Below are 22,934 nucleotides of genomic sequence, written 5' to 3'. Positions count from 1 at the left end.
AACGCCCGCCGCGATATGGCCCGCGCGGCAGGTCTTTATACGGGATGGGACTATGCTATCCATGTGCCGGATTCATATGGGGGTTACATGTTCAAGGCAATCCATGATCGTTCGCTGCTGTTCAGTCAGGCGCTGGGCATATTGATCTTCATCATCCTGATATCCATCAGCTTCTTTGGCCTCTACTCGGTGAAGAGCGCAGCGGACAAGATGGGCGAAGGCAAGGATGTCGTCGCGGACATACTGCCGCCCCCGCTCTACCTCATCGAGGCGCAACTGCAGGTCTATACCCTGCTGCATGCCGCGGCGAGCGAGCGGGAGGGGTTGCTGCAATCACTCGCCCGCCTGGAGCAGGAGTTCAACGACCGTAATCGCTTTTGGCAGGAGAGCACTCTCGACGACCAGCTCAAGCAGAGCCTGCTGGGGGAACAGCGCACCCAGGCCGAACGTTTCTGGCAACTGCTCGACAGTCAGTTCATTCCGGCCGTGCAGGCCGGCCGGCTCGAGCAGGCAGCGGCCATCGCCGCCCAGCTGCGCACCCTGTACCTGGCCCACCGGCTTGGAGTCGATACCACCGTCAGCCGTGGCAGCCAGTATGCCGCCGAGCAGCTGGCGCAGCTCAGCCTCACCGCCCGGATGTGCTACTGGCTTCTGCTCGTCGCCGCGCTGACCGGCTGCGCCCTGGTCTTCTGGCTGGGCCGACCGACTCAGCAACGGTTGCTGGCCGCCGGCAGGGCGACCGCAGCCATTGCGGAGGGGGCCCTCGACAGCCCCATGCCGCCTCCCGGCGACGATGCCATCGGCGATCTGATCCAGCGTATCGGTCGGATGCGGGATCAACTCTCCACCCTGGTCGCCGCCCTGCAGCAGAGTGCGGGAACGCTGCATCAGCAGGCCACCGGCTTGAGCAGCCTCTCTCGCCAACATGTGGACGACAGCCTGGCCCAGGTGGACGCAGCCCGTCAGGTGGAAGAGGTGATCGAGCAGCTGCAGGCCCTGATCCAGCAAAGCGATGCCCAGCTGCAACAGGTCACCGGCATGACATCGGGCTCCGAGGCCCACGCCAATGCCACCCGGCTGGTCATTCAGGAGGTGGAGCAGGTGATCCGCGCCCAGGCTGACGGAGTGAGGCGGGTCTCCGGCACCATCGGCGACCTGGCCGGCTTGTCCCAGCAGATCTCCGGTCTGGCGGGGGCCATTCATGGCATCGCCGAGCAGACCAACCTGCTGGCGCTCAACGCCGCCATCGAAGCCGCCCGGGCCGGTGAACAGGGGCGCGGCTTTGCGGTCGTGGCCGACGAGGTGCGCTCCCTTGCCAGCCGCACCGGCGAGGCCACGACGGAGATCACCAGCATCATCGGCCGGATCCAGGATACCAGCCAGCGGGCCGTCAACGAGATGGACACCGAGCTGGCCAGGGTGGGCAAAACGGTGGAGCACGTGGCCGACGCCAAGCAGAGCATCACCCGCATTGAAGAGGGCTGCGGCGAGATCTGCCAACGGATCGATCAGGTCGGAGCCCTGCTGGAGCAGGAGAAGAGCCTGATCCACGCCATCAACAGCAACGTCGGCGAGATGTCCCGCCTTGCGGCCAAGGTCAACGACAGCGCCCGCCATGCGGCGAGCGAAGCCGATACGGTGGCGACTAACTCCCAGGCACTGACCCGCCAGACCCAGCACTTTCACCTCGCGCCACCACCCCGCCATTGATCCCCGGGGCAGGGCCCGTCCTGCCCCCATTCGCACCCAGCTGGGTTAAATCGATAGCCTTGGACTCAATGAGGGAATAGGATCCGCACTCCCAATTCTTCATCCAGCTATAAGGATCAACAGGCATGAATCGAAAATGGTCGCTCCCCATCGTGGCAATCGCGGGGGGAGCGTTACTCTGGCTCGGCAACACCTTTGGTATGAAATGGGCTCTGATGGCCCTGATCGGATTCGGCTTCGGCTTCACCCTCTCCTTCAGCCGCTTCGGCATCGTGTTCGGTTGGCGCGAGATGCTGACCAAGCGCAACAGCTACTACGTGCGGGTTCACCTGCTCACCATCGCCATCGAAATTCTGCTGTTCACCTGCTTCCTCTCCTTTAGCCACGCCCTGTTTGGCGATGCCATGGTGGGCAACGTGATGGCCATCGGCATTCCCTTCATCGTCGGCGCCTTCCTGTTCGGCATCGGCATGCAGCTGGCGGGTGTCTGCGCCACCGGCACCCTTTACTGCTGCGGCGAGGGGCAACCCCGCTTCTGGCTGGTGCTGCTCTGCTACGGCATAGGCACCCTGATCAGCAACCAGCTCCGCCCCGAACTGGAGGCCACCTTCTCCAGCCATGTGGTACTGGCAAAAGACCTGACCGGCAATATCTGGAGCGGCATGCTGCTCAACCTGGCGCTGGTCGCCGCGCTGTTCCTGCTGTTTCGCAAGAGCGAGCTCAAACGCACTGGCGAGCTCAAGCCCCTCTTCAGCGGCGGCAACCTGTTCTGGCGCGATGGCCGCTTCACCGTGCTGACCGGCGGCATCATCATAGCTCTGCTCAACTCCAGCGTCGTCGCTCTGCACGGCTCGGCCTGGACCATCACCGGCGCCGTCTATGACATGGCGCTGCGCGGTGCCTCCCTGTTCGGCCTGTTCGAGGGGAACCCCAAGCTGGCCCAACCGCTGTTCATCAACCCCATGGTCGGCATGTTCTGGCTGGGGATCCTGGGGGCCATGCTGGCGCGCTGCATTAGCGGTGGCGGCACCTTCGCCCCGATGCGGCTCGGCAACAGCCTGGCCTCCATCCTCGGCGGCCTGCTGATGGGGATGGGCGCCATGTACAGCGCCTGCAACCTCGGCGGTTTCTTCGACGGCACCGCCTCCGGCAGCCTGCACGGCTGGGTCTGGATGCTGATGGCCCTCGCCGGCAGCCTGATCGGCATCCGCCTGCGCCCGCTGTTCAAGCTCTGAACCGCGAGCCATCGATAACAACAACGGGGGCCAAGCCCCCGTTGTTTATTGGCAAGCACCCTGCGCCAGGCTCTCGGCGGAGGCCGTCAGGCCTCGATACGCTGGCGTTGCAGCCGCACCTCAGGGTTGGCAAAGTTCAGCTGATAGACCGAGTGACCGGCATGCAGAGTCACCTCGGCGGCGCGAGTGGCCGTAAAGGCAGGCGAGCGTTCGGCCAGCAGCGCCAGCCCCTGCGCGAAGAACTGCAGCATGGAAAGCCCCATGCCGTGCTCCATGTTGCGAATGAACTCACCATCGACACTCGACTCGTCGAACAAGATCAGCTCGGCATTGAAGCCCCGTGCCAGCATGGCGCGTGCCATGGCCAGTTTGGCATCGGCAGGGGCGATGGCGTCATGGATGGCGTGCACCATCAAACAGAAGGTCTGCGTCCCCCCCTGCGCGGCCATCTGATCGAGCTGGGAGGCACTGAACGCCCGGATGATGAAGGCATCCACATCGAATTCGTGCGGGTGCCCGACCACCATCCGCCAGGGGGAGTCCACACACAGCGCCAGCTCCACTCCACCTTGCAGGCTGCACTGATACTCCACCGCGCCGATGTCCTGTCCCACCACATAGGCCAGATTGGGCTCGGCCCAGGAGGAGTTGTCAAACAGGGCGCGGGCATAGCCGGGGCGAAACTTGTTGACCAGCTGCGCCAGGTAGCCGCCGTAGGAGGAGCCAACCAGTATCAGGTTGTCGCGATTGCCGCCGTAACGGAGCATCGCATCTTCGATGGCATTGAGGATATCGAGGGCAGCCATCACCCCGAAGTTCTGGTAGGCCCCATCGGGGGGTACCAACACCCCCTGAAAGCGCAACGGTGCAGCTGGCTGCACCCCATCCAGCGCACGCAGCAGCGCGGTATCGGGTGTTTTGGCCGGCAAGCCCAACAGGGCGAGTGCACGCTCACGCTCCTCTGGCAGCAAGGAGATGGCGGCCCCCACCGCCGGGCGCGAACGCATGCAGAAATAGTCGACACAAAGTGCAGCCATGCCGTGCTGCGCGGCCACCTTCTCGCAAAAGACCTGGCTGTAGGCACCCAGATCACCGCCAAATCCCGGGATATAAACCACCAGGCCGCTGCCGGCCTGTTCGGCACCATGGATCCGGTAGCGTACCTGACGCTCGCCACACAACCCCAATTCCACGTCGGGATGACCGACCACCTCGTGTTCGTAATAGGACATGTTGCCAACCTTGTTGAAAGGCCATGCCATGGGCATCGCCTCGACCATGTCAGTTGGGGTCCTGATTATCCGTGCCCCACTCCCTGAACCGGGGAGCATGCTGCACAAAGAGCACCAATGGAATCTTATTTTTCCTCCTCACCCCATTCGGGATGCTCGCTGCCGTTTCTTCCCCTACCTCAACCCCTTGAACAGCAGCAACAGGGCGAAGCCGGTGAACATCACCGCCGACAGCCGGTTGATTCCCCTGGCGAAGCGTTCGCCATAGCCTTGCGCCCCCACCCAGTGGAACACCAGGCAGTAGCCGCCATGCACCACCAGCACCACGGCGCTGAAGGTGACCGCCAGCAGCATGCACTGGCCCAGGGCCCCGTGACGAAAGTCGATGAACTGGGGAAACAGGCTGGTAAAGAAGATGATCGCCTTGGGGTTGAGCAGGCTGATGAGCGCCCCCTTGATGAAGCTGCGGCGGCAATCCCGATCCGGCCCGGCCCCCGGCACCGGGCTCACCGCCCGCTGGCGCCAGGAGTTGAGCCCCAGATAGAGCAGATAGAGTGCGCCGCCCAGGGTGAGGATCTGCTGGCCCGCGGCCAGCCAGCGGGTGAACCAGAGCACCGCCAGCGAGGCCAGGCTCGCCACCAGCAGGATGCCCACCGCCACCCCGCAAAAGCCGGCGATGGCGTGGCGGGTGCCCCGGGTCAGGGTGTTGCCTATGGTGTAGATCACGGCGGGCCCCGGGCTCAGCACAGTGCCGATGGCGAGCAGCAGATAGAGGGTGTAATAGTCGAGTGTCATCGTACAAGATTCCAGCGTGGATTGGCTGCCGCCCAGTATATTGACAGCCGCGACGCCAGCCAGACATAGTGGCGCTCGGCTTTATAAACCAGGAGTTTAGAGTGGATCGCTTGACGGCCATCGAGATCTTCGTCGAGGTTGCCCGCGCGGGCAGTTTCGCCGCCGTGGCGGAGCGTTTCGCGATGACGCCGGCCATGATCGGCAAGTACATCAAGTGGCTGGAGGCCAGGGTCGGCTCCCGCCTGCTCAATCGCAACACCCGTCGCCAGAGCCTGACCGAGGCGGGTCAGTAGTACCTCGCTGGCTGCCAGAACCTGTTGCAGCACTACCGGGAGCTGGAGCAGAACACCCTGGCCAATACCGGCCAGGCAGCGGGCAGGATCCGCATCAATGCCCCCGTCACCTTCGGCAGCTACCGGCTGACGCCGCTGCTGTGCCGCTTCATGGAGCGTTACCCGCAGATCCGCATCGAGCTGGATCTGTCGGATCGACTGGTGGACGTCATCGGTGATGGCTTCGATCTGATTTTCCGGGTCGGTCAGCCCAAGGACGCCGGCTACATCGCCCGGCCACTGGCCAGTTCCGATTCGGTAATCTGCGCGTCCCCGCACTACCTGCAACGCCACGGTACTCCCCTCACGCTGGCGGATCTGGCCCGCCACCACTGCCTGGGATTCAGCCCCTGGCTCGGCCAGTCGAACCTGGCCGAGGCCTTTCCACTCGAACAGCTGCACCTGTGGGATAGCCCCTTCATCAGCAACCACGGCAGCGCCCTCAAGGTGGCCGCCCTCAACCACGCCGGCATCCTGCTGCAGCCGCGCGCCCTGCTGCGCGAGGAGCTAGAACGCGGCACCCTGCAGGAGATCCTGGCGGATGCCCTGCCCGCCCCGCGCCCGGTCAACCTGCTCTACCCGGCCAGGGAACCCCTGCCACTGCGCCTGCGGCTGCTCATCGACTACCTGAGCGAGCAGCGCCACCAGCTGTAGGACACAGCCTTACTCGCCGCGCTGTTTCACCCGGCGCAGATAGACATAACCCTCCCCCGGGCTGCCCCAGCGCTGATGGGCCTCGGTGTCATAGGCCCGATCCAGCAGTCTCACGCTGTGGGGGCCGATCCAGAGGTACTGCACCAGGGTGCTGGCGCCGCCAAAATTGGTGGAGCAGCTGCCCACCTTGCTGTGACCGGCGTACTCCCCCGACGGCTGGCGGGTCAGCCAGATCTCGCAGCCCTGACGCAAAGAGAGTTGTTGCGGTGTGAGGGAGTCGAGCAGCTCGGGCTGGCGCCAGGCGCCGGCGAAGTCGATGGCCCGCGGCATGGTCAGCTCGGCCATCAGGATGCGGCCGTCAGGTACCAGCGAGAAGCGATAGATGCGCTGGCGGAACGGGCGTACCGCCCGCTCGGTCAGGAACTGCTCGGCATAGACCCAGCGAAAACCCTTGTAGCCGGGCCAGATCTCCACCAGCCGCAGCTCGGCGCTGGTGAAGCGGTTGTCGTAGCTGGCCTGCTCGCGACTGGAAAACTCGCCGGTAAACCAGGAGAGCAGCGGCTCCATGCTGGCGGAGGGTGCCGTGATGGTGCTGTCAGGGGGCGTGGTGACGAAGGGGGTGGGTGCCGCCCAGGCCAGGCAGGAGAGCAGCAGCCCGCACAGGGCCGCCATCAGGCTGGTCATCGAATCCTTCCGAATCAGTTTCATGGCGGCGATTATATGAGCGAACGGCGCCAATATCCGCAACCTTGATCAAATGATTGCCGATCCGAAGCAAAATCATCGTATTAGCGTCATGTCCCGGCCAACGGGTGGCTGCCGCCTGCGGGCTGGATCCCGCCTGAACGCCGCTGCACTCTTCGCTTGTGGGCGCTCTTTGAATCGGTTATTTCTCTTGCAATGCCCTGCGCACCGGATGCCAGGGTCGGGCAAGCGCCGCAATCAGGAGCAAAAGATGAAAAGAGCCGTAATCGCGGGCATGGTGGCCATTCTGCTGGGTGGCTGCGCGGTGAAGAACCAGGTCTCCCACAGCCTGCAGGCGATTCCGCTGACCGCCTTCCAGCAGAGCGAAAGCAACCCCAACCAGCGTATCTACAAGGAGCCCGGCGTGGATCTGCGCCAGTACCATCAGGTGCTGCTCGATCCCTTGCAGTTCATCCGCCAGGAGAACGGCCAGTGGTACCTGCTGACCGCCAACGAACAGAACGAAATCGGCCGCTACTACCACGCCACCTTCCAGCGCGAGCTGATGAACCACGGCGTCAAGATTGCCAGCGCCCCCGGCCCCGGCGTGATGCGGGTGCAGGCCGCCATCACCAACTTCGACCTGACCCGGCCCGACCCCAAGCTGCGGGATCTGCTGCCCGCCAAGATCGCCATCAATGTCACCCGCGAGGTGATCGGCAAGGAGCCCTATCTGCTCAAGGTGGGCAGCATGGCCCAACTGCTCGACTCCCAGAACGGCAAGCTGCTGGTGCGGGTGATGGATGCGCGCGAGAGCCCGGACACCACCCACAAGGACAGCCCCATCACCGCCAGCGAGATGGAGAAGATGATCGACCAGTGGGCCGCCGGCCGCGCCAAGCAACTGGCCGACAACCTGGGCCGCTAGTCCGGCTCGCCATCTCCCGGGTGCAAGACGCTCACTTCCGGCCCCGTGCGCCCGCACGGGGCCGCTTGCTTCCCCTTTCATTCGACAAGGAGCCGTCATGAACCGTCACCCCAGCATCAAGCACTGGCGCGAACTGCAGGAGCCCGAGCCCGGCCGCTACTCCGGCAGCGAGGAGCCGCTCTCCCTGGGCAGCGCCCTCGGCAGGCACTACGGCTTTGCCCGCCTCGGCATTCACCACGAGCTGCTGCCGCCGGGCCGGCACACCAGCTGGCCCCACGCCGAGGAGACCGAGGACGAGTTCGTCCACGTGCTGGAAGGCACCCCGGACGTCTGGCTCGATGGCGTGCTGCATCGGCTGCAGCCCGGCGACTCGGTCGGCTTTAAGGCCGGTGACGGGCTGGCCCACACCTTCATCAACAATACCGATCAGCCGGTGCGGCTGCTCTGCGTGGGCGACACCGATCGGGCGGACAACCACATCCACTACGCCATGCACCCCGAGCGCAACCGCTTCATCGGCGAGCGGCACTGGGATGCAGTGCCCGAGCGCGAGCTGGGGGATCACGACGGCCTGCCCGACCAGCTGCGCGAGCGCAACGGCCCCTTCTAGGGCGCCACTGCCGGCCAGCCGTCGGCAAACGGACGCAACCGGCTATCCTTGATGGACCCAAGGCAACGAGGAACAGAGAGATGAGGACAGGAACAGTGCGGCTGCACCGGGTGCTCAAGGCACCTCCGATGCGGATCTACCGGGCCTTTATCGAGGCCGATGCGCTGGCCAAGTGGCTGCCGCCCTATGGCTTCACCTGCCGGGTGGAGCAGCTGGAGGCGCAGGTCGGCGGCCACTTCCGGATGGCGTTCACCCATTTTGGCAACGGCAACAGCCACGCCTTTGGCGGCGAATACCTGGAGCTCGAACCGGGCAAGCGCATCCGCTACACCGACCGGTTCGACGATCCCAACCTGCCGGGAGTGATGCACGTGACCGTGATCCTGACCGGGGTGGTGTGCGGTACCGAGCTCGCCATCGTGCAGGAGGGGATCCCCGAGGTGATCCCGGTGGAGATGTGCTACCTCGGCTGGCAGGAGTCGCTGGCCCAGCTGGCCGCCCTGGTGGAGCCCGAAATCCCGGCGCAGTAACCCGCCCACGGTGACCCCGAAAACGACAGAGCCTGCCACAGTGGCAGGCTCTTTTTATGCTGGGCAAAGCCCGAATGACGGGATGAGCTTATTGCAGGTTGATGGCGCCCAGGTAATCCCCCTTGCCGAGCTCGACCCCGGCCTTGCGCAGCAGGGCATAGGTCATGGTGAGGTGGAAGTAGAAGTTGGGAATGCCGTACTCATGCACGCAGGTGTGGCCGTCCATCCCCTTGCCACCGGCCCAGTAGGGGTAGTAGTGGCCGCTCGCATACTGACTGAAATCGGCATCCAGCTTGCTCTGCAGATAGGTGAGGGTCTTGGCCACGTGGGCGCGCAGATCCGCCATGGTCTTGGGGTCATCCCCCAGCACCGGCGGCTCGCTCAGGCTGGCGGTGGCCACCACGGCGCGGGCGCTGTCGCAGCAGATCAGCACCTGCTTGCTGAATGGCAGCATGTCGACGATCAGCCGATCGCCGAAGAAGTTCTCCACATTGAATTTCTTGGCGGCGGCGTGGGCCTCGGCCTTGGCCAGGCACTGGTCGAGGTTGGTCAGCATCTTGATAAACTGGGCGACGATATCACGATTCATAATGCGCTCTCGGTTGGTTGAAGGCAGTTATACGAGCGGCATCCACTATAGCGTATCCCCCCGTTTGTTCGAGCCCACCCCCGCAAAAAGCAGAATCCACCTACCTTCCCAGCGACAGGATTGGACGACCCCGCGCGGCAGGCCCGCTCGCCCTTGCCGACGCACCAAGTCCCTCTTTGGCTCTTTTTTGATCTGTGACATGCATCACGCTTTGGCAGGGGCGTAGGCTGATCCGCGCAGCCCAGGCATACCGCCGGGCCCCACAAAAAAGGAGAGTGCCATGAAAATCTATGACCGAAACCGCAATGCGCTCACACCCGGTCAACGCGTGATGATCGCCGCCACCGGCGCCGTCGACTTTCTGAAAGAGGCTCACACCGACAACCTGACCCCTTATCAGGCCGAGCATGAGAAGTGCGTGCTGCTGGCCAACTCCCGGGAGCAGTACGCCCCCATCGAGTTGATTAGACTAGGCTGATACCCCGCGTTCTCTGTCACCCTACTCTTTACAATTCACCCGGCCACCGCGCCCCGTCAGGGCCGGGTTTCTGATTTCTCCTCTCTGTTTTACCCACCTTCCCATTGCACTGATTCGATTAGCCCAGCGTCATCAAGCGTTAGCAGGCTCGAGCTTATGGGAAGCAAGGTGGGTGCCTGCATCTGAAAATCTGTCATTCGTTGGCACCTACTTGGGTGACCGTTGGCCAAATAGCTTCACCCGAGACTCAATACTGCGTTATAAAGGCACAATTGAGACCGACCCAAACAACGTCGCCCTGGCCACTCCTCTGTGCTGACAAGCCAAGAGGCGAGGGCCAAAAACAGGCGCCGCACATGATATGGGTCGCAAAGCACTCATCAGAGCTTTACGAGGGTACAGGGCCTCAGGGTTGTCACCGGGCAGGAGTCTCCAAGTGCTTGCGGCGCCCTCTCCTTGACGAGACACACGCGGGATAATGGGGAGAAAACATGAAGGATCAGGCTGCAACCGTACTCTGCTTTGAGCATGTCACCATAGCGAGAGACTGCATGGACACACTCCAGGCACTGGGGTTTAACGTGATTCGCATCGCCTATTCTGCCGAGGTGTTTACCAAGCTGCCATTTCTCAATTTTGATTACCTCTTCAGCATCAACTTCAACCCCCTCCTCTCTCAAGCGGCCGAAGCGTTGCGCAAGCCCTACATTGCGTGGGTGGTCGATACGCCTTGCTATGGCATGCATCATGACGCCATCTCCAACCCCTTTTCCTTCACGTTTGTCTACGACCTTGCCGTAGCAAGCAGGCTCAAGGAGCGGAGCAATGGCAACGTCTACTACCTGCCGGTCGCCGTCAACGAGCAGCGCCAACTGTCAGCCGAGCCGGGCTATGACCACGATATCTCCTTCATCGCCAACCTGACCCCGCCGGAATACCAGACCCACATCAAGCCACGGCTGGCCCCCGGACCGCTGCAAACGCTGGAAGAGTTGATTGGACACATCGATCTGTACCTAGAGGGGCGGCCCCTGACCGCACAACTCACCGAATCTCATATACGGCTTGTGAAAGAGGTGTATCCGCTAAGCGGGCTAGCCTACCTGAGCGAATATGAAAAACTGGCGTATCTGCTGGGGCGCGAACACTCCTATCGGGAAAGGGTGTCCTGCATCCAGGCTCTGGCGGCTCGGTTTGAGCGGGTAGCCGTGTATGGAAACCCGGAGTGGGCGACACACACAGAGACCTATAGCGGATACGCAGAGCATTACCAAGCAATGCCACGCCTGTTTCAACGCAGCAGGATCAACCTGAATCTGGTCCGCAGCTTCGTCGAGTCGGGGCTCCCCATGCGGGTGTTTGATATTCTTGGCGCCGGTGGATTCATGGTGACCAATGACAAGGAGGATCTGCATCATCTCTTCACCCCAGGCAAGGATCTGGTGATCTTCCGCGATAAGCAGGACCTGCTGGAGATCTGTCGCTATTACCTGAGCCACGAGGAAGAGCGCGCCGCCATCGCCGCCCATGGGCAACAGACGGTGCTGATCCACCACACCTATCGAGCGCGCCTGATCAGCTTGTTCCAGACCGTCCAGAGTACGCTGGCAAGCATGCAACACCCTGGCGTAAAAGCGCATTCAAATCACTGACGGCCATGTTTGATATCAGACGGTGAGTGGCCATTCCCCCTGTCAGCCCGTGTAGGTTCGATTAGCGAAGCGTCATCGAGCGCTCCCATTGGTCACGGTTTGTCTGCAAGGCGGCTCATTTCTGGCTGGGTGGCTGGCGCCACTACAAATAGCCGCCTGCCAAGCTGGCGGATCAGCAGCAGCGGCGCCAGCAGGGTGAGCAGCAACCAGTGGGTGTGGGGCAGGATAAAGGTCCAGATGATCTCGTGGGGCAGCCAGGTCGACGCGGTTGCAGTCATAAAGGCGATGTCATAGGTCTGCCACAACCAGAGCCCGGCAAAGAGCGGCAGCAACAGCGGGCGGGGTGTCAGCAGAAACAGCGGCAAGAAGGCGCAGGCGAGCACGGCGCTGAACTCCAGCATGGCAGGGACCAGTTCGGCAAAGGTCCACCCTTGGGAGAAGCCGCTCCATTCGAGAGACGTATCCTCGGCCATTGCAGGCCACCAGGATGCGTATTGAAACAGGGTAAACGAGATCATAAACAGCAGGCTGGTCAGCAGCGCCAGCGTCGCTTTTCGTAACAACCACCACCCCAACCGGTGCAGTGTCGGCATCCACTTAGACATCAATGACTCCCATCTTGTGACGGGGCAGTATGCCGCGGTTCGCCGTGCCGCACCATGCCGGTTAATTGTCGGAATATTGAATCCCGTCACACCGGCAGCGGTTTGAGTGGTTGCCCGGCCACAAAGCCTCATGCGAACCTTTAAACCCCGTTAACCCACTCAAACCAAACCTCTATGTTCAGGCAAATAATGATGAGTGCTGCCCTGCTGTCGGCGGCGCTGCTTTCCGGTTGTGCTTCCGTACCCATGGCCGAAGCCACCGCAGACGCTCAGGCCAAGCAGTTTGTGGCGCCCAAGGATGCGGCCAACCTCTATATCTATCGCAACGAGACCTTCGGTGCGGCGGTGAAAATGCCGCTGCTGGTGGATGGCATGGCGGTCGGCGATACCGTGGCCCATACCTATATCCTCAAACAGGTGACGCCGGGCAGCCACACCATCACCTCCAAGTCGGAGAACGATGCCACCCTGACCCTCAGCACCGAGGCGGGTAAAAACTACTACGTCTGGCAGGAGGTCAAGATGGGCCTGCTGATGGCCCGCTCCAAGCTGAGTCAGGTCAGTGAAGAGGAGGGCAAGCAAGGGGTGATGGAGAGCAAGCTAGTCAAGTGAACGTATCTATAGGGGATAAATTGCTATTCCCAATCGTATCTCTATGTTATTTTTATTTCATTTTAAATTTATTTAAATGGTATCACATGAAGATAAAACAAACAGATCCTGATATTGACACTATTTTTGGTCGTATAGAAAGAAAATATATTGATTTACAACCTGATTTTCAGCGAGATCTTGTTTGGAATACATCTAAGAAACAAAGTTTAATTGATACGATCCTGAGAGAGTGGCAATTTCCGCCAGTTTTTTTAATATTGGTAACTGATGGTTTACATGAAGTTCTTGATGGGCAGCAAAGATTAAATGCAATTCATGAATTCATGACAAATAAATTGCGTGTTAATGGAAATATTGAGCCTTTCGATGACAATATAGCTCGTCTAAATGGTTTAACTTATGAGCAGTTGCCGCAGGATGTAAAGCGACGGTTTGGCTTATATTCAATGCGAGTATGTGAACTTTATGATTATAAAGAAGATGAACCATATGAGTTATTTTTCCGTCTGAACCAAGGTAGTGTTTTAACTCCAGCAGAAAAACGAAATACACTTTATGGCCCAGTGAGAGAGCAAGTCCGTGAACTTGTCCATGAAATGGACCTGAAAGGACTGAATATAGATCGAATTGGCTTTAACAATAGTCGGCTAGCTTATCAGGATGTCATCTCACGCTTTTTATATGCCCTACAACATCGAAGCATCGAAAAAAAGATTACAGACCAAATGTTAATTGATTTCTTTAGGTATCCAACAGGTGTTGATAAAGAAACTTATTTAAGTGCAAAAAAAACCATCGATAAGCTATCCTCACTCATTCATGAAAAGGTGAAGCTAAATAAACCAACACTATTCACTTGGTTACTTTTCATAAATTACGAGGGTGCGATAGAAGAATTATTCCTACACATGAATGATTTACGTGGTAAATCTCGAAGTGGTGATATAGGGGATCCTTTCCAGCTTTTTTTAATTGAGCTCTACCAAGATAAGTCCGCGACAAGTGTTAATGATGCAGCACCTGTTAAAATAAGACTCTTGGTTTTATACCTAATGGGGATTCATATTGGGTTAAATTTTAATTCAGAAAATGGATTAATTGCTCATAGTATATATATTAAAATTATTTCTGAAAATAATCCGACAGAGAGTTTACTGCTTGATTATATGTCATACTCGAATTGGGGGGCGCTATGAAGTTTGCAGCCATCCAAGACTGTTGGAGGAGTTTACAGAGACCATTGCATGCTGCAAATGGCATTACTAAAATAGAGCAGCATTTATCGAAATCCGCTATTACATACAATCCTGATGGGGTGTTCGCGGTTGTAGGATTAAATGGTGCGGGTAAAAGTTGTTTTTTCAATTACTTGACAGATCAAAGCTACAGCAAGATTTCATTCAAAAAACATACGATAACATTGAATGATGGAAATGTTTTACATTTTCCTGGCGATAAAATAAACGCAACTGTTATCGATATATCAAAGGAGCTAAGAAATAGTACCAAAGCTTTACTTGACGTAAAAAGCACATGGGGACAACAAGATGCTACTAGTTTTAAAGAAGATGAAATCTCATTATTTAATTATGTATTGAGTACATGTTATAGTGATGTGCTCTTTGAAGAGGTATTGGTGTCTGAAGATGAATCTGTACCACTTTTTTCTGTTGTTAAGAATGGCGTTGAGTTAAATTTCGAAGCTCTTTCATTAGGTGAAAACCTAGTTTTTTATATATTCTGGTGTCTAACTAGAAAATATAGCTCCCCTGGGATATTCTTCGTTGATGAACCTGAATCAGGTCTTTCCCCCATAGCTCAAGAACGATTAGTAGACCTTCTAGTATATATATCTTCAAAGAAATCAAAACAAATTTTTATATCTACACATTCCCCATTCATTGTATCTAAGCTAGGCGAAGAAAGAGTCATTCTAATGACTAAAAATGTGAGTGCAGAATGGTCTCATACTACATCTGATAATTGCCTAGAAGAGCTTGGAATGAAGCCAGGAATAAAGGGAATTATATTTTTTGAGGATAATAAAGCAAAGGTATTTGCCGAGCAGTTATTTTCATTATACGGAAGCAAATTAATTAAGACTCATAAGTTGATTTTCCTTAAAGGAGAATCAGATGTATATGAAGTAGTAAGCAGAATACCAAAATCAAGTGACAGTTTTAATGTATTTGGGCTTCTTGATGCAGACCAAAGAAATGATAAAAGATATGTAAAAGGTTTGAATAGTCAGTTTTTCTTTCTGCCTGGAATATATGCTCCTGAGCAAGAACTTATTAATGCAATTAAAGAAAATATAGATGAGTACTCGAAAAGTCTGTTGTTTAATAAATCGGAGTTGGAACGTAAAATAAAAAGTTGTGAAGGTTTGGACCATCATGATTTTTTCGAGGAATTATCCAAAAAGTTATATGGAAATGTAAATACAAAAGTATATCAAGATGCTTTTAGAGTATGGCTATTTAATTATGGCGATTTAAAACAGATTCACGGTCTGATGTCTGCAATTGATCCAAATCTAACAAAAGAAAACTTTGATTACGTTGATGAATTGTTTAATTCTGATCATGGTAAACAACCGGATGGTCACGAAGAATTTTATGATGCTATTAATCTCATCCAACCACAGCCACAACCACAACCACAACCACAACCACAACCACAACTAATTAGAGAGAAAGAACTCCATATAAAATTATTTGATAAAATTATGCGCTTTTTATCCAGCTAATATGACTATAAAAATAAGCAGAAAATTAGGCCGAACGAATGTATTCATATCAAAGCCAGGGGAAAATTGACCCTGGCTTGATGCGATATGATTGAAAAGCTAAAGAGTCTCCAATCTCGCGTAAGCGGTGACCAGCCACTTGGCGCCGACGTCGTCGAACTGGATCTGCACCCGGCTCTGCTGGCCGACCCCTTCGAAGTTGAGCACTATGCCTTCCCCGAATTTCGGATGGAGCACCCGCTGGCCGAGCTTGATGCCGCTGGCGTCGAAGCTCTGCTGCACCTCGTTCTGGCTAAAGCGGCCGTACTGGGTGGGACGGCTCACCTGGGTGCGCAGCCGGATCTCTTCCAGACACTCGGCGGGCATCTCGCGGATAAAGCGGCTCGGCTTGTGGAACATCTCGCGGCCGTAGATGCGGCGGCTCTCCGCATAACAGATGTAGAGCTTCTCCATGGCGCGGGTCATGCCGACGTAACAGAGGCGGCGCTCCTCTTCCAGCCGGCCCGACTCCTCGGTCGATTGCTGGCTGGGGAACATGCCTTCTTCCACGCCGACCAGCAGCACCAGCGGGAACTCCAAGCCCTTGGCACTGTGCAGGGTCATCAGCTGCACCGCGTCGGCATATTCGTCCGCCTGATTCTCGCCGGATTCCAGCGCCGCGTGGGCGAGGAAGGCGGAGAGATCGCTCATGTCTTCCAGCTCGTCCGGGCGCTGGTACTGGCGGCAGGCGGTGACCAGTTCGTCCAGGTTCTCCACCCGCGCCTGGGATTTCTCGCCTTTTTCCGCCAGATACATCGCCTTGAGGCCGGAGTGCTGGATGGCGATATCCGCCTGCTGGTGCAGCGGCAGCAGGGAGACCTGCTCCTCCAGCGCGTCGATGAGATCAACAAAACCGCGCACCGCGTTGCCGGCGCGGCCGGTCAGCACCTTGTCACCCAGCAGGGCCTTGGCGGACTGCCACAGGTTCTGGCCCTGATCGCGGGCGTTGTTTCGCAGTATCTCGAGGGTGCGATCGCCGATGCCGCGGGTCGGGGTATTGACCACCCGCTCGAAGCTGGCGTCGTCGCCACGGTTGTTGATAAGGCGCAGGTACGCCATGGCGTCCTTGATTTCCTGGCGCTCGAAGAAGCGCAGGCCGCCATAGATGCGGTACGGCATGGCGTCCTGCATCAGCGCCTCTTCCAGCACCCGCGACTGGGCGTTGGAGCGATAGAGGATGGCGCAGTCGGCGAGCAAGCCGCCCTTCTCTTTCCAGTCCTTGAGGCGGCCAACCACGAAGCGGGCCTCGTCCACCTCGTTGAAGGCGGCGTACAGCGAAATCGGCTCGCCCTCGGCGCCCTCGGTCCACAGCTCCTTGCCAAGGCGCTCGGCGTTGTTGGCGATGACGCAGTTGGCCGCTTTCAGGATGTTGGCGGTGGAGCGGTAGTTCTGCTCGAGGCGGATGGTCTCGGCCCCTTGATAGTCGGTCAGGAAGCGCTGGATGTTCTCGATCTTGGCGCCGCGCCAGCCGTAGATGGACTGGTCATCGTCGCCGACGATCATCACCTTGCCGGTGTCGCCGGCCAGCATCCGCAGCCAGGCGTACTGGATGCCGTTGGTATCCTGGAACTCGTCCACCAGGATGTTCTGGAAGCGATCGCGGTAGTGCTCGAGGATGTGCGGCTTGTTCAGCCACAGCTCGTGGGCGCGCAGCAGCAGCTCGGCAAAATCCACCAGCCCGGAGCGATCGCAGGTCTCCTGATAGGTCTTGTAGATCTGCTGATAGGTGCGGGTGACGGGATCGCCGTAGAGGTCGATGTCGCCGGGGCGCAGCCCCTCGTCCTTCTTGCCGTTGATATAGCCCATCACGGCGCGCGGGGCCCAGTGCTTCTCGTCGAGGTTGAGCGCCTTGAGCACCCGGCGGATGAGCCGGTACTGGTCGTCGGAGTCGAGGATCTGGAAATCCTGCGGCAGCCCCGCATCCAGATGGTGGGCCCGCAGCAGGCGGTGGGCGATGCCGTGGAAGGTACCGATCCACATGCCGCGCACGCCGTCACCGATCACCTTCTCGACCCGGCCGCGCATCTCGGCCGCCGCCTTGTTGGTAAAGGTCACCGCGATGATGGAGAAGGGTGAACAGCGTTCCACCTGCATCAGCCAGGCGATACGGTGCACCAGCACCCGGGTCTTGCCCGAACCGGCACCGGCCAGCACCAGCAGGTTGCAACGGGGGGCCGCCACCGCGTCTCTTTGCTTGTCATTGAGCCCGTCGAGCAGGGTTGAAACGTCCATCACCACTCCTGTTTATTTATACAGGCGGGGATTATACGACCTGCGGCGCCACAGACCAAATCGGCTTGTCGGTGATCGTTACAAGCCGGTTTATTGCCACCGAGGATGACGCGTTCCAACCGAGAAAAATCCATCAGCTGGCACCATTGGAAGCCACTTTTTGTACAATCTGAAGAAAACGCTTGCTTATAACCTCATGAATACAAACAGAAATGTCATTTGGAGCCAATTATTCACAGAATTTAAATCTGAAAACAGGCATCAAAACAACCACTTATAAAGCGATTTGCTTATATTTCAAACCGTTAACGCAAACGTTTTTCCTTTATGATCTCCTTGACCCACACCGTGGCTCACTTACAGTTAGCCAGCGTGCTTTATGGCCTGCCCCGGCAGGTTGTGGACCCTCACATAACAATCAAGGATACGATCGTGACTAAAGTGCTCAAGCTGGCCACCGTTGCCGCCCTCACTCTCGCTGCCCTTTCTGCCCAGGCAGCCTCCCAGCCCGCCGTCATCTACGACACCGCAGGTAAATTCGACAAATCGTTCAACGAAGCCGTGTTCCGCAATGGCGTCGAAGTCTACAACAAAGACAAAGGCGTCAAGGTCAAGGAGTTCGAACCCCAGAACGAAGCCCAGCGTGAGCAGGGTCTGCGTCGTCTGGCCAGCCGTGGCAACGGCCCGATCGTTGCCGTCGGCTTCAACATGGGTTCCGCGGTAGAGAAAGTAGCGACCGAGTTCCCGAAAACCCAGTTCACCATCATCGACATGGTGGTCGACAAGCCGAACGTCCAGTCCGTCATCTTCAAGGAGCATGAAGGTTCCTTCCTGGTGGGCGCGCTGGCTGCCATCGCTTCCAAGACCGGCAAGGTCGGCTTCGTGGGCGGCATGGACATCCCGCTGATCCGCAAATTCGAGTGCGGCTACGAGCAGGGTGCCAAGTACGTCAATCCGAAGATCGAAGTGTTCCAGAACATGACCGGCTCCACCCCGGCGGCGTTTGCTGACCCGGCCAAGGGTGCTGAACTGGCCAAGTCCCAGTTCGCCAAGGGCGCCGACGTAGTCTATGCCGCCGCTGGCGGTACCGGCATCGGTGTTTACCAGGCCGCCAAGGACGAAGGCAAGCTGGCCATCGGCGTGGATTCCAACCAGAACCACCTGCAACCGGGCACCATGCTGACCTCCATGGTCAAGTCGGTTGGCCTGGCCGCCTACCAGACCTGGGATGACGCCGCCAAGGGCACCTGGAAACCGGGTATCAAGAACCTGGGCCTGGCCGAGGGTGGTGTGGATTGGGCACTCGACAAAGACAACGAGAAGCTGATCACCCCCGAGATGAAAGCCAAGGTGGACGCCATCAAGGCCGAAATCATCTCCGGCAAGGTCAAGGTGCACGACTACATGAGCGACAGCACCTGCAAATACTGAGTAACCGCTACTACTCTCAACCCAACGACCGGCCCGCACGGGCCGGTTTTTAGTCTCTTTTCATGACCCGCAAGGACTGCATCATGGACCAGACAGATCGCTATGCCATCGAATTAAGGGGTATCGATAAGCGGTTTGGCGAAGTGTACGCCAACAAGCAGATCGACCTTAAGGTTCGTAAAGGCAGCATTCACGGTATCGTCGGCGAAAATGGCGCCGGCAAGTCGACCCTGATGAGCATCATCTACGGTTTCTACCACGCCGACAAAGGCGAGATGTTCATCGACGGCAACCCGTTCAAACCCCATGGCTCACAAGATGCGATTGCCGCAGGCGTGGGCATGGTGCACCAGCACTTCATGCTGGTGAACAACTTCACGGTTTTGGAAAACGTCATTCTCGGCGCGGAAAACGGCTGGCACCTGGGCAAGAGCCTGGCAGCGGCCGAAAAGCTGCTGGGCGAGCTGGCACGGGACTATGGTCTCGAAGTGCCGCTGCACGAGAAGGTCGAGGATCTGCCGGTAGGCCTGCAACAGCGGGTCGAGATCCTCAAGGCGCTCTATCGCGGCGCCCGCATCCTGATCCTGGACGAGCCGACCGGGGTACTGACCCCGCAAGAGGCGGATCACCTGTTCGAGGTGCTCAAGAAGCTGCGCGATCAGGGCGCCACCATCATCCTCATCACCCACAAGCTGCGCGAGATCCTGGCCATCACCGATCAGGTCTCCATCATGCGCCGGGGTGAAATGGTGGCCCACGTCGCCACCAAGGATACCGACAAGGAGCAGCTGGCCGAACTGATGGTGGGCCGCAAGGTGCGCCTCAAGGTCGACAAGGGGCCGACCCAGCCTGGCGACGCCAAGCTCAAGGTCGATGGCCTCAGCTATGTGGACGACGCCAGGGTGGAGCGGGTCAAATCCATCAGCTTCGAGGTGCGGGCCGGTGAAGTGGTCGGCATCGCCGGCGTCTCCGGCAATGGCCAGTCCGAGCTGCTCAGCCTGCTCGGCGGCATCCTCAAGCCCAGCAAGGGCAGCTTCACCATCACCGGTGGCGGTCAGGCCCACGAAGTGAGCGTGAGCCACCCGGCCGACCCGGAGCGGGTGCGCAACTTCGGTCTCGGCCACGTGCCGGAAGACAGACACAAGATGGGTCTCATCAACCGCTTCGAGGCGAAAGAGGCCTTCATCCTCGGCTATCACCGCCGTCCCCAGTACAACAAGGGCTGGCTGCAGAACAAAGAGGCGATCCTGCAGGATTGCCAGGCCAAGATGGACAAGTGGGACGTGCGCCCGCCCCATCCCGAGCACAAGACCGCCAACTTCTCCGGCGGCAACCAGCAGAAGCTGGTGATCGCCCGGGAAGTGGAGCAGGACCCGGATGTGCTGCTGATCGGCCAGCCGACCCGCGGGGTCGATATCGGCGCCATCGAGTACATCCACCAGCAGATCATCGCCATGCGCGACAAGGGCAAAGCCGTGTTGCTGGTCTCGGTGGAGCTGGACGAGATCATGAGCCTCTCTGACCGCATCCTGGTCATCGCCGACGGTCGCATCGTCGGTGAGCTGGATGCCGCCAAGGCGGATGAACGCACCATCGGTCTGATGATGGCGAACATAGTTCCTGACGAGGTGGCGGCAAGCCAATCACAAGGAGCCACATCATGAAGGTCACAGCCACTTGTAACGGATTCGGCCTGCTGATGGTCAACCCCCCCGTCTCCGACCAGATTGCCAAGGAGGCTCGCCCATGAGCCAAGCACGTATCCCTGCCTGGATCTCCGTGGGCGTACTGCCCGCGGTCAACATCCTGCTGGCCTTCCTGGTGTCGGCCATCCTGTTCTACTACCTCGACATCAACCCGGTCGATGCTGCCGAGATCATGTGGTACGGCGCCTTCGGCACCGGTGAAGGGGTCGGTTTCACCCTCTACTACGCGACCGGCTTCATCTTTACCGGTCTGTCGGTGGCGGTGGCCTTCCACGCCGGTCTGTTCAACATCGGTGGCGAGGGGCAGGCCTATATCGGCGGCCTCGGCGTCGGTCTGGTCTGTCTGCTGCTGGGTGATTCCCTGCCGTTCGCCCTGCTGCTACCGCTGGCCATCATCGCCGGCGGCCTGTTCGGTGCGGCCTGGGCCTTCATCCCTGCCTGGCTGCAAGCCAAGCGCGGCAGCCACATCGTCATCACCACCATCATGTTCAACTTCATCGCCGCCTCCCTGATGGCCTACCTGCTGGTCGAGGTGTTCAAGCCGGCGGGCTCCATGGCCACCGAGAGCAAGGTGTTTGCCGAGGCGAGCTGGCTGCCGAAGATGAGCGAACTGGCCGGGGCATTCGGCATGGAGATGTCGAACAGCCCGCTCAACATCAGCTTCTTCTGGGCACTGCTCTGTGCGGCCCTGGTGTGGGTCTTCATCTGGCATACCCGCTGGGGCTACGAGATCCGCTCGGTCGGCGCCAGCCAGAGTGCGTCCGCCTATGCCGGCATCTCCTATCCCAAGGTAGTGATCCTGGCCATGGTGATCTCCGGCATGCTGTCGGGCTTCTTCGCCCTCAACGTGCTGCAGGGTGAACTGCACCAGATCAAGCTCAACTTCGTGGAAGGTTTCGGCTTCACCGGCATCGCGGTGGCGCTGATGGGGCGCAACCACCCGGTCGGCGTCATCATCGCCAGCCTGCTGTTCGGCTTCCTCTATCAGGGTGGCGCCGAGCTCAGCTTCGAGTTCGGGGTGGACCGCAACATAGTGGTGGTGTTACAGGGTCTGGTGATCCTGTTCTGTGGCGCCCTTGAGCACATGATGCGTCCGCGCATCGAGCAGCTCTATCTGGCGTTTGCCAACCGCTCTGCGCAAGTTAAGGGGGCCTGATCATGTTCGAAATTCTGATCCTGATGCTGGATGCCACCATCCGCACCGCGCCGCCACTCATTCTGGCGGCCATGGCCGGCATGTTCTGCGAGCGCTCCGGGGTGGTCAACATCGCCCTGGAGGGCAAGCTGCTGGCGGCGGCGTTCGCCAGTGCGGCGGCGGCAGCCGTCTCCGGCTCTGCCTGGATTGGGCTGGGTGCCGGGGTGGGTGTCTCCATCCTGTTCGCCCTGATGCACGGCTTTGCCACCATCACCCACCGTGGTGATCAGGTGGTGAGCGGCATGGCCATCAACATCCTGGCGGCCGGCCTGACCGTCACCCTGGGCCGTTACTGGTTCGATCAGGGCGGTCAGACCCCGGCGCTGTCCGGCGCGGCCCGCTTCGCCCCCATCGACCTGCCCTATGCCAAGGAGCTGTATGACGTGCCGGTCATCAGCCAGCTCTACAGCGAGCTGCTGAGCGGCCACTCCCTGCTGGAGTACGTGGCGTTCGCCGCCGTGCCGCTGGCCTGGTGGGTGCTGTTCCGTACCCGCTTCGGCCTGCGCCTGCGGGCGGTGGGCGAGGCGCCGGCAGCGGTCGATACCGCCGGTATCTCGGTGGTGCGCATGCGCTACACCGCGCTCATCATCGGCGGCCTGCTGGCCGGTATCGGCGGCACCTACCTGGCGGTGGCCCAGACCGCCCAGTTCATCCCCAACATGAGCGCGGGCAAGGGCTTCATGGCGCTGGCGGCGCTGGTGTTCGGCAAGTGGCGCCCCTGGAACGCCATGGCGGCCTGCCTGCTGTTCGGCTTCCTCGATGCAGTCGCCATCCGGCTGCAAGGGGTCAGCATCGGCGGTTTCCCGATCCCGGTACAGGCCATCGAGGCGCTGCCCTACATCCTGACCGTGTTCCTGCTGGCCGGCTTCATCGGCAAGGCGGTGGCACCCAAGGCGCTCGGCACCCCCTACGTCAAGGAGCGGGAATAGCCCC

The 22,934-nt window shown here is 59.0% G+C and carries 20 protein-coding genes and 1 pseudogene; 15 read left to right on the top strand and 6 right to left on the bottom strand.

Annotated elements, in window-relative coordinates:
• The first annotated feature begins 87 nt into the window (after positions 1 to 87).
• Together AHA_RS01175 and AHA_RS01170 are read left to right on the top strand one after the other, a co-directional pair.
• Positions 88 to 1,710: a methyl-accepting chemotaxis protein gene (locus AHA_RS01175; RefSeq protein WP_164927510.1), complete on the top strand. Its 1,623-nt coding sequence runs from the start codon at positions 88 to 90 to the stop codon at positions 1,708 to 1,710.
• Positions 1,711 to 1,835: 125 nt separating this feature from the next.
• A complete protein-coding gene (locus AHA_RS01170) occupies positions 1,836 to 2,945 on the top strand; it encodes a YeeE/YedE thiosulfate transporter family protein (protein WP_172583076.1) in 1,110 nt (369 codons plus the stop codon).
• A gap of 86 nt (positions 2,946 to 3,031) precedes the next feature.
• Here AHA_RS01170 and AHA_RS01165 read toward each other — a convergent pair whose 3' ends face one another.
• Entirely contained in the window at positions 3,032 to 4,225 is a 1,194-nt protein-coding gene (locus AHA_RS01165) for a DUF2920 family protein (RefSeq protein ID WP_164927509.1), read from the bottom strand.
• 126 nt (positions 4,226 to 4,351) lie between these two features.
• Positions 4,352 to 4,972, bottom strand: coding sequence for a LysE family translocator (locus AHA_RS01160; RefSeq protein WP_011704242.1), 621 nt, complete (start codon positions 4,970 to 4,972; stop codon positions 4,352 to 4,354).
• 101 nt (positions 4,973 to 5,073) lie between these two features.
• On the opposite strand from AHA_RS01160, the pseudogene AHA_RS01155 reads away from it, so the two are divergent.
• A pseudogene (locus tag AHA_RS01155) lies at positions 5,074 to 5,958 on the top strand (LysR substrate-binding domain-containing protein).
• Positions 5,959 to 5,967: 9 nt separating this feature from the next.
• Here AHA_RS01155 and AHA_RS01150 read toward each other — a convergent pair.
• On the bottom strand, positions 5,968 to 6,642 hold the full coding sequence (locus AHA_RS01150; RefSeq protein WP_172583075.1) for a chromophore lyase CpcT/CpeT: 675 nt from the start codon (positions 6,640 to 6,642) through the stop codon (positions 5,968 to 5,970).
• A 271-nt stretch (positions 6,643 to 6,913) separates the two neighbouring features.
• Between AHA_RS01150 and AHA_RS01145 the strand changes: the two genes are divergently transcribed.
• From AHA_RS01145 to AHA_RS01135, 3 genes are all read left to right on the top strand, one after another.
• Positions 6,914 to 7,570 (top strand): DUF3313 domain-containing protein, encoded by a 657-nt coding sequence (locus AHA_RS01145; RefSeq protein ID WP_011704238.1) that lies wholly within the window; start codon positions 6,914 to 6,916, stop codon positions 7,568 to 7,570.
• 97 nt (positions 7,571 to 7,667) lie between these two features.
• A complete protein-coding gene (locus AHA_RS01140) occupies positions 7,668 to 8,180 on the top strand; it encodes a cupin domain-containing protein (protein ID WP_011704237.1) in 513 nt (170 codons plus the stop codon).
• Between the two features lie 80 nt (positions 8,181 to 8,260).
• Entirely contained in the window at positions 8,261 to 8,710 is a 450-nt protein-coding gene (locus AHA_RS01135) for an SRPBCC family protein (RefSeq protein WP_011704236.1), read from the top strand.
• Between the two features lie 88 nt (positions 8,711 to 8,798).
• On the opposite strand, the gene AHA_RS01130 is transcribed toward AHA_RS01135, so the two are convergent.
• Positions 8,799 to 9,299, bottom strand: a complete 501-nt coding sequence (locus AHA_RS01130; protein ID WP_011704235.1) for a DUF1993 domain-containing protein — start codon at positions 9,297 to 9,299, stop codon at positions 8,799 to 8,801.
• A 280-nt stretch (positions 9,300 to 9,579) separates the two neighbouring features.
• Here AHA_RS01130 and ydfZ point away from each other — a divergent pair, with 280 nt between their 5' ends.
• Positions 9,580 to 9,777 carry a putative selenium delivery protein YdfZ gene (gene ydfZ, locus AHA_RS01125; protein ID WP_011704234.1) on the top strand — a complete coding sequence of 66 codons (198 nt, stop codon included), beginning with the start codon at positions 9,580 to 9,582 and terminating at the stop codon, positions 9,775 to 9,777.
• Positions 9,778 to 10,268: 491 nt separating this feature from the next.
• The gene (locus tag AHA_RS01120; protein WP_011704233.1) at positions 10,269 to 11,429 is read left to right on the top strand and encodes a CgeB family protein; all 1,161 of its coding nucleotides are present in this window, start codon (positions 10,269 to 10,271) and stop codon (positions 11,427 to 11,429) included.
• 92 nt (positions 11,430 to 11,521) lie between these two features.
• Here AHA_RS01120 and AHA_RS01115 read toward each other — a convergent pair whose 3' ends face one another.
• Positions 11,522 to 12,034: a hypothetical protein gene (locus tag AHA_RS01115; protein WP_011704232.1), complete on the bottom strand. Its 513-nt coding sequence runs from the start codon at positions 12,032 to 12,034 to the stop codon at positions 11,522 to 11,524.
• Between the two features lie 174 nt (positions 12,035 to 12,208).
• Here AHA_RS01115 and AHA_RS01110 point away from each other — a divergent pair, with 174 nt between their 5' ends.
• The 3 genes from AHA_RS01110 (at position 12,209) to AHA_RS01100 (ending at position 15,398) form a co-directional block, all read left to right on the top strand.
• Positions 12,209 to 12,646 carry a DUF2846 domain-containing protein gene (locus AHA_RS01110; RefSeq protein WP_011704231.1) on the top strand — a complete coding sequence of 146 codons (438 nt, stop codon included), beginning with the start codon at positions 12,209 to 12,211 and terminating at the stop codon, positions 12,644 to 12,646.
• Positions 12,647 to 12,732: 86 nt separating this feature from the next.
• A complete protein-coding gene (locus AHA_RS01105) occupies positions 12,733 to 13,845 on the top strand; it encodes a DUF262 domain-containing protein (protein WP_164927507.1) in 1,113 nt (370 codons plus the stop codon).
• Positions 13,842 to 15,398 carry an AAA family ATPase gene (locus AHA_RS01100; protein WP_011704229.1) on the top strand — a complete coding sequence of 519 codons (1,557 nt, stop codon included), beginning with the start codon at positions 13,842 to 13,844 and terminating at the stop codon, positions 15,396 to 15,398. The genes AHA_RS01105 and AHA_RS01100 overlap by 4 nt, the downstream gene beginning before the upstream one ends.
• Positions 15,399 to 15,497: 99 nt before the next feature.
• On the opposite strand, the gene uvrD is transcribed toward AHA_RS01100, so the two are convergent.
• Positions 15,498 to 17,669 carry a DNA helicase II gene (gene uvrD, locus AHA_RS01095; RefSeq protein ID WP_011704228.1) on the bottom strand — a complete coding sequence of 724 codons (2,172 nt, stop codon included), beginning with the start codon at positions 17,667 to 17,669 and terminating at the stop codon, positions 15,498 to 15,500.
• A gap of 432 nt (positions 17,670 to 18,101) precedes the next feature.
• Here uvrD and AHA_RS01090 point away from each other — a divergent pair, with 432 nt between their 5' ends.
• From AHA_RS01090 to AHA_RS01075, 4 genes are all read left to right on the top strand, one after another.
• Positions 18,102 to 19,100: a BMP family lipoprotein gene (locus AHA_RS01090; RefSeq protein WP_024944638.1), complete on the top strand. Its 999-nt coding sequence runs from the start codon at positions 18,102 to 18,104 to the stop codon at positions 19,098 to 19,100.
• Between the two features lie 83 nt (positions 19,101 to 19,183).
• Complete coding sequence (locus AHA_RS01085) at positions 19,184 to 20,764, top strand: ABC transporter ATP-binding protein (RefSeq protein ID WP_011704226.1); 1,581 nt, start codon at positions 19,184 to 19,186, stop codon at positions 20,762 to 20,764.
• A gap of 82 nt (positions 20,765 to 20,846) precedes the next feature.
• Complete coding sequence (locus AHA_RS01080; RefSeq protein ID WP_005307647.1) at positions 20,847 to 21,962, top strand: ABC transporter permease; 1,116 nt, start codon at positions 20,847 to 20,849, stop codon at positions 21,960 to 21,962.
• A gap of 2 nt (positions 21,963 to 21,964) precedes the next feature.
• A complete protein-coding gene (locus AHA_RS01075; RefSeq protein ID WP_011704225.1) occupies positions 21,965 to 22,930 on the top strand; it encodes an ABC transporter permease in 966 nt (321 codons plus the stop codon).
• Positions 22,931 to 22,934 lie beyond the last annotated feature (4 nt).

Source organism: Aeromonas hydrophila subsp. hydrophila ATCC 7966, from assembly GCF_000014805.1.
Classification (GTDB): domain Bacteria; phylum Pseudomonadota; class Gammaproteobacteria; order Enterobacterales; family Aeromonadaceae; genus Aeromonas; species Aeromonas hydrophila.
The sequence above is the reverse complement of the archived record's forward strand: the minus strand, read 5'-3'. Positions and strand labels throughout refer to the sequence as shown.

Bases quoted from the DNA above. Each gene is read 5' to 3' on its own strand.
- AHA_RS01175 (WP_164927510.1), top strand. From the start codon at position 88: ATGTTCAAGGCAATCCATGATCGTTCGCTGCTGTTCAGTCAGGCGCTG.
- AHA_RS01170 (WP_172583076.1), top strand. From the start codon at position 1,836: ATGAATCGAAAATGGTCGCTCCCCATCGTGGCAATCGCGGGGGGAGCG.
- AHA_RS01165 (WP_164927509.1), bottom strand. From the start codon at position 4,225: ATGGTCGAGGCGATGCCCATGGCATGGCCTTTCAACAAGGTTGGCAAC.
- AHA_RS01160 (WP_011704242.1), bottom strand. From the start codon at position 4,972: ATGACACTCGACTATTACACCCTCTATCTGCTGCTCGCCATCGGCACT.
- AHA_RS01150 (WP_172583075.1), bottom strand. From the start codon at position 6,642: ATGACCAGCCTGATGGCGGCCCTGTGCGGGCTGCTGCTCTCCTGCCTG.
- AHA_RS01145 (WP_011704238.1), top strand. From the start codon at position 6,914: ATGAAAAGAGCCGTAATCGCGGGCATGGTGGCCATTCTGCTGGGTGGC.
- AHA_RS01140 (WP_011704237.1), top strand. From the start codon at position 7,668: ATGAACCGTCACCCCAGCATCAAGCACTGGCGCGAACTGCAGGAGCCC.
- AHA_RS01135 (WP_011704236.1), top strand. From the start codon at position 8,261: ATGAGGACAGGAACAGTGCGGCTGCACCGGGTGCTCAAGGCACCTCCG.
- AHA_RS01130 (WP_011704235.1), bottom strand. From the start codon at position 9,299: ATGAATCGTGATATCGTCGCCCAGTTTATCAAGATGCTGACCAACCTC.
- ydfZ (WP_011704234.1), top strand. From the start codon at position 9,580: ATGAAAATCTATGACCGAAACCGCAATGCGCTCACACCCGGTCAACGC.
- AHA_RS01120 (WP_011704233.1), top strand. From the start codon at position 10,269: ATGAAGGATCAGGCTGCAACCGTACTCTGCTTTGAGCATGTCACCATA.
- AHA_RS01115 (WP_011704232.1), bottom strand. From the start codon at position 12,034: ATGTCTAAGTGGATGCCGACACTGCACCGGTTGGGGTGGTGGTTGTTA.
- AHA_RS01110 (WP_011704231.1), top strand. From the start codon at position 12,209: ATGTTCAGGCAAATAATGATGAGTGCTGCCCTGCTGTCGGCGGCGCTG.
- AHA_RS01105 (WP_164927507.1), top strand. From the start codon at position 12,733: ATGAAGATAAAACAAACAGATCCTGATATTGACACTATTTTTGGTCGT.
- AHA_RS01100 (WP_011704229.1), top strand. From the start codon at position 13,842: ATGAAGTTTGCAGCCATCCAAGACTGTTGGAGGAGTTTACAGAGACCA.
- uvrD (WP_011704228.1), bottom strand. From the start codon at position 17,669: ATGGACGTTTCAACCCTGCTCGACGGGCTCAATGACAAGCAAAGAGAC.
- AHA_RS01085 (WP_011704226.1), top strand. From the start codon at position 19,184: ATGGACCAGACAGATCGCTATGCCATCGAATTAAGGGGTATCGATAAG.
- AHA_RS01080 (WP_005307647.1), top strand. From the start codon at position 20,847: ATGAGCCAAGCACGTATCCCTGCCTGGATCTCCGTGGGCGTACTGCCC.
- AHA_RS01075 (WP_011704225.1), top strand. From the start codon at position 21,965: ATGTTCGAAATTCTGATCCTGATGCTGGATGCCACCATCCGCACCGCG.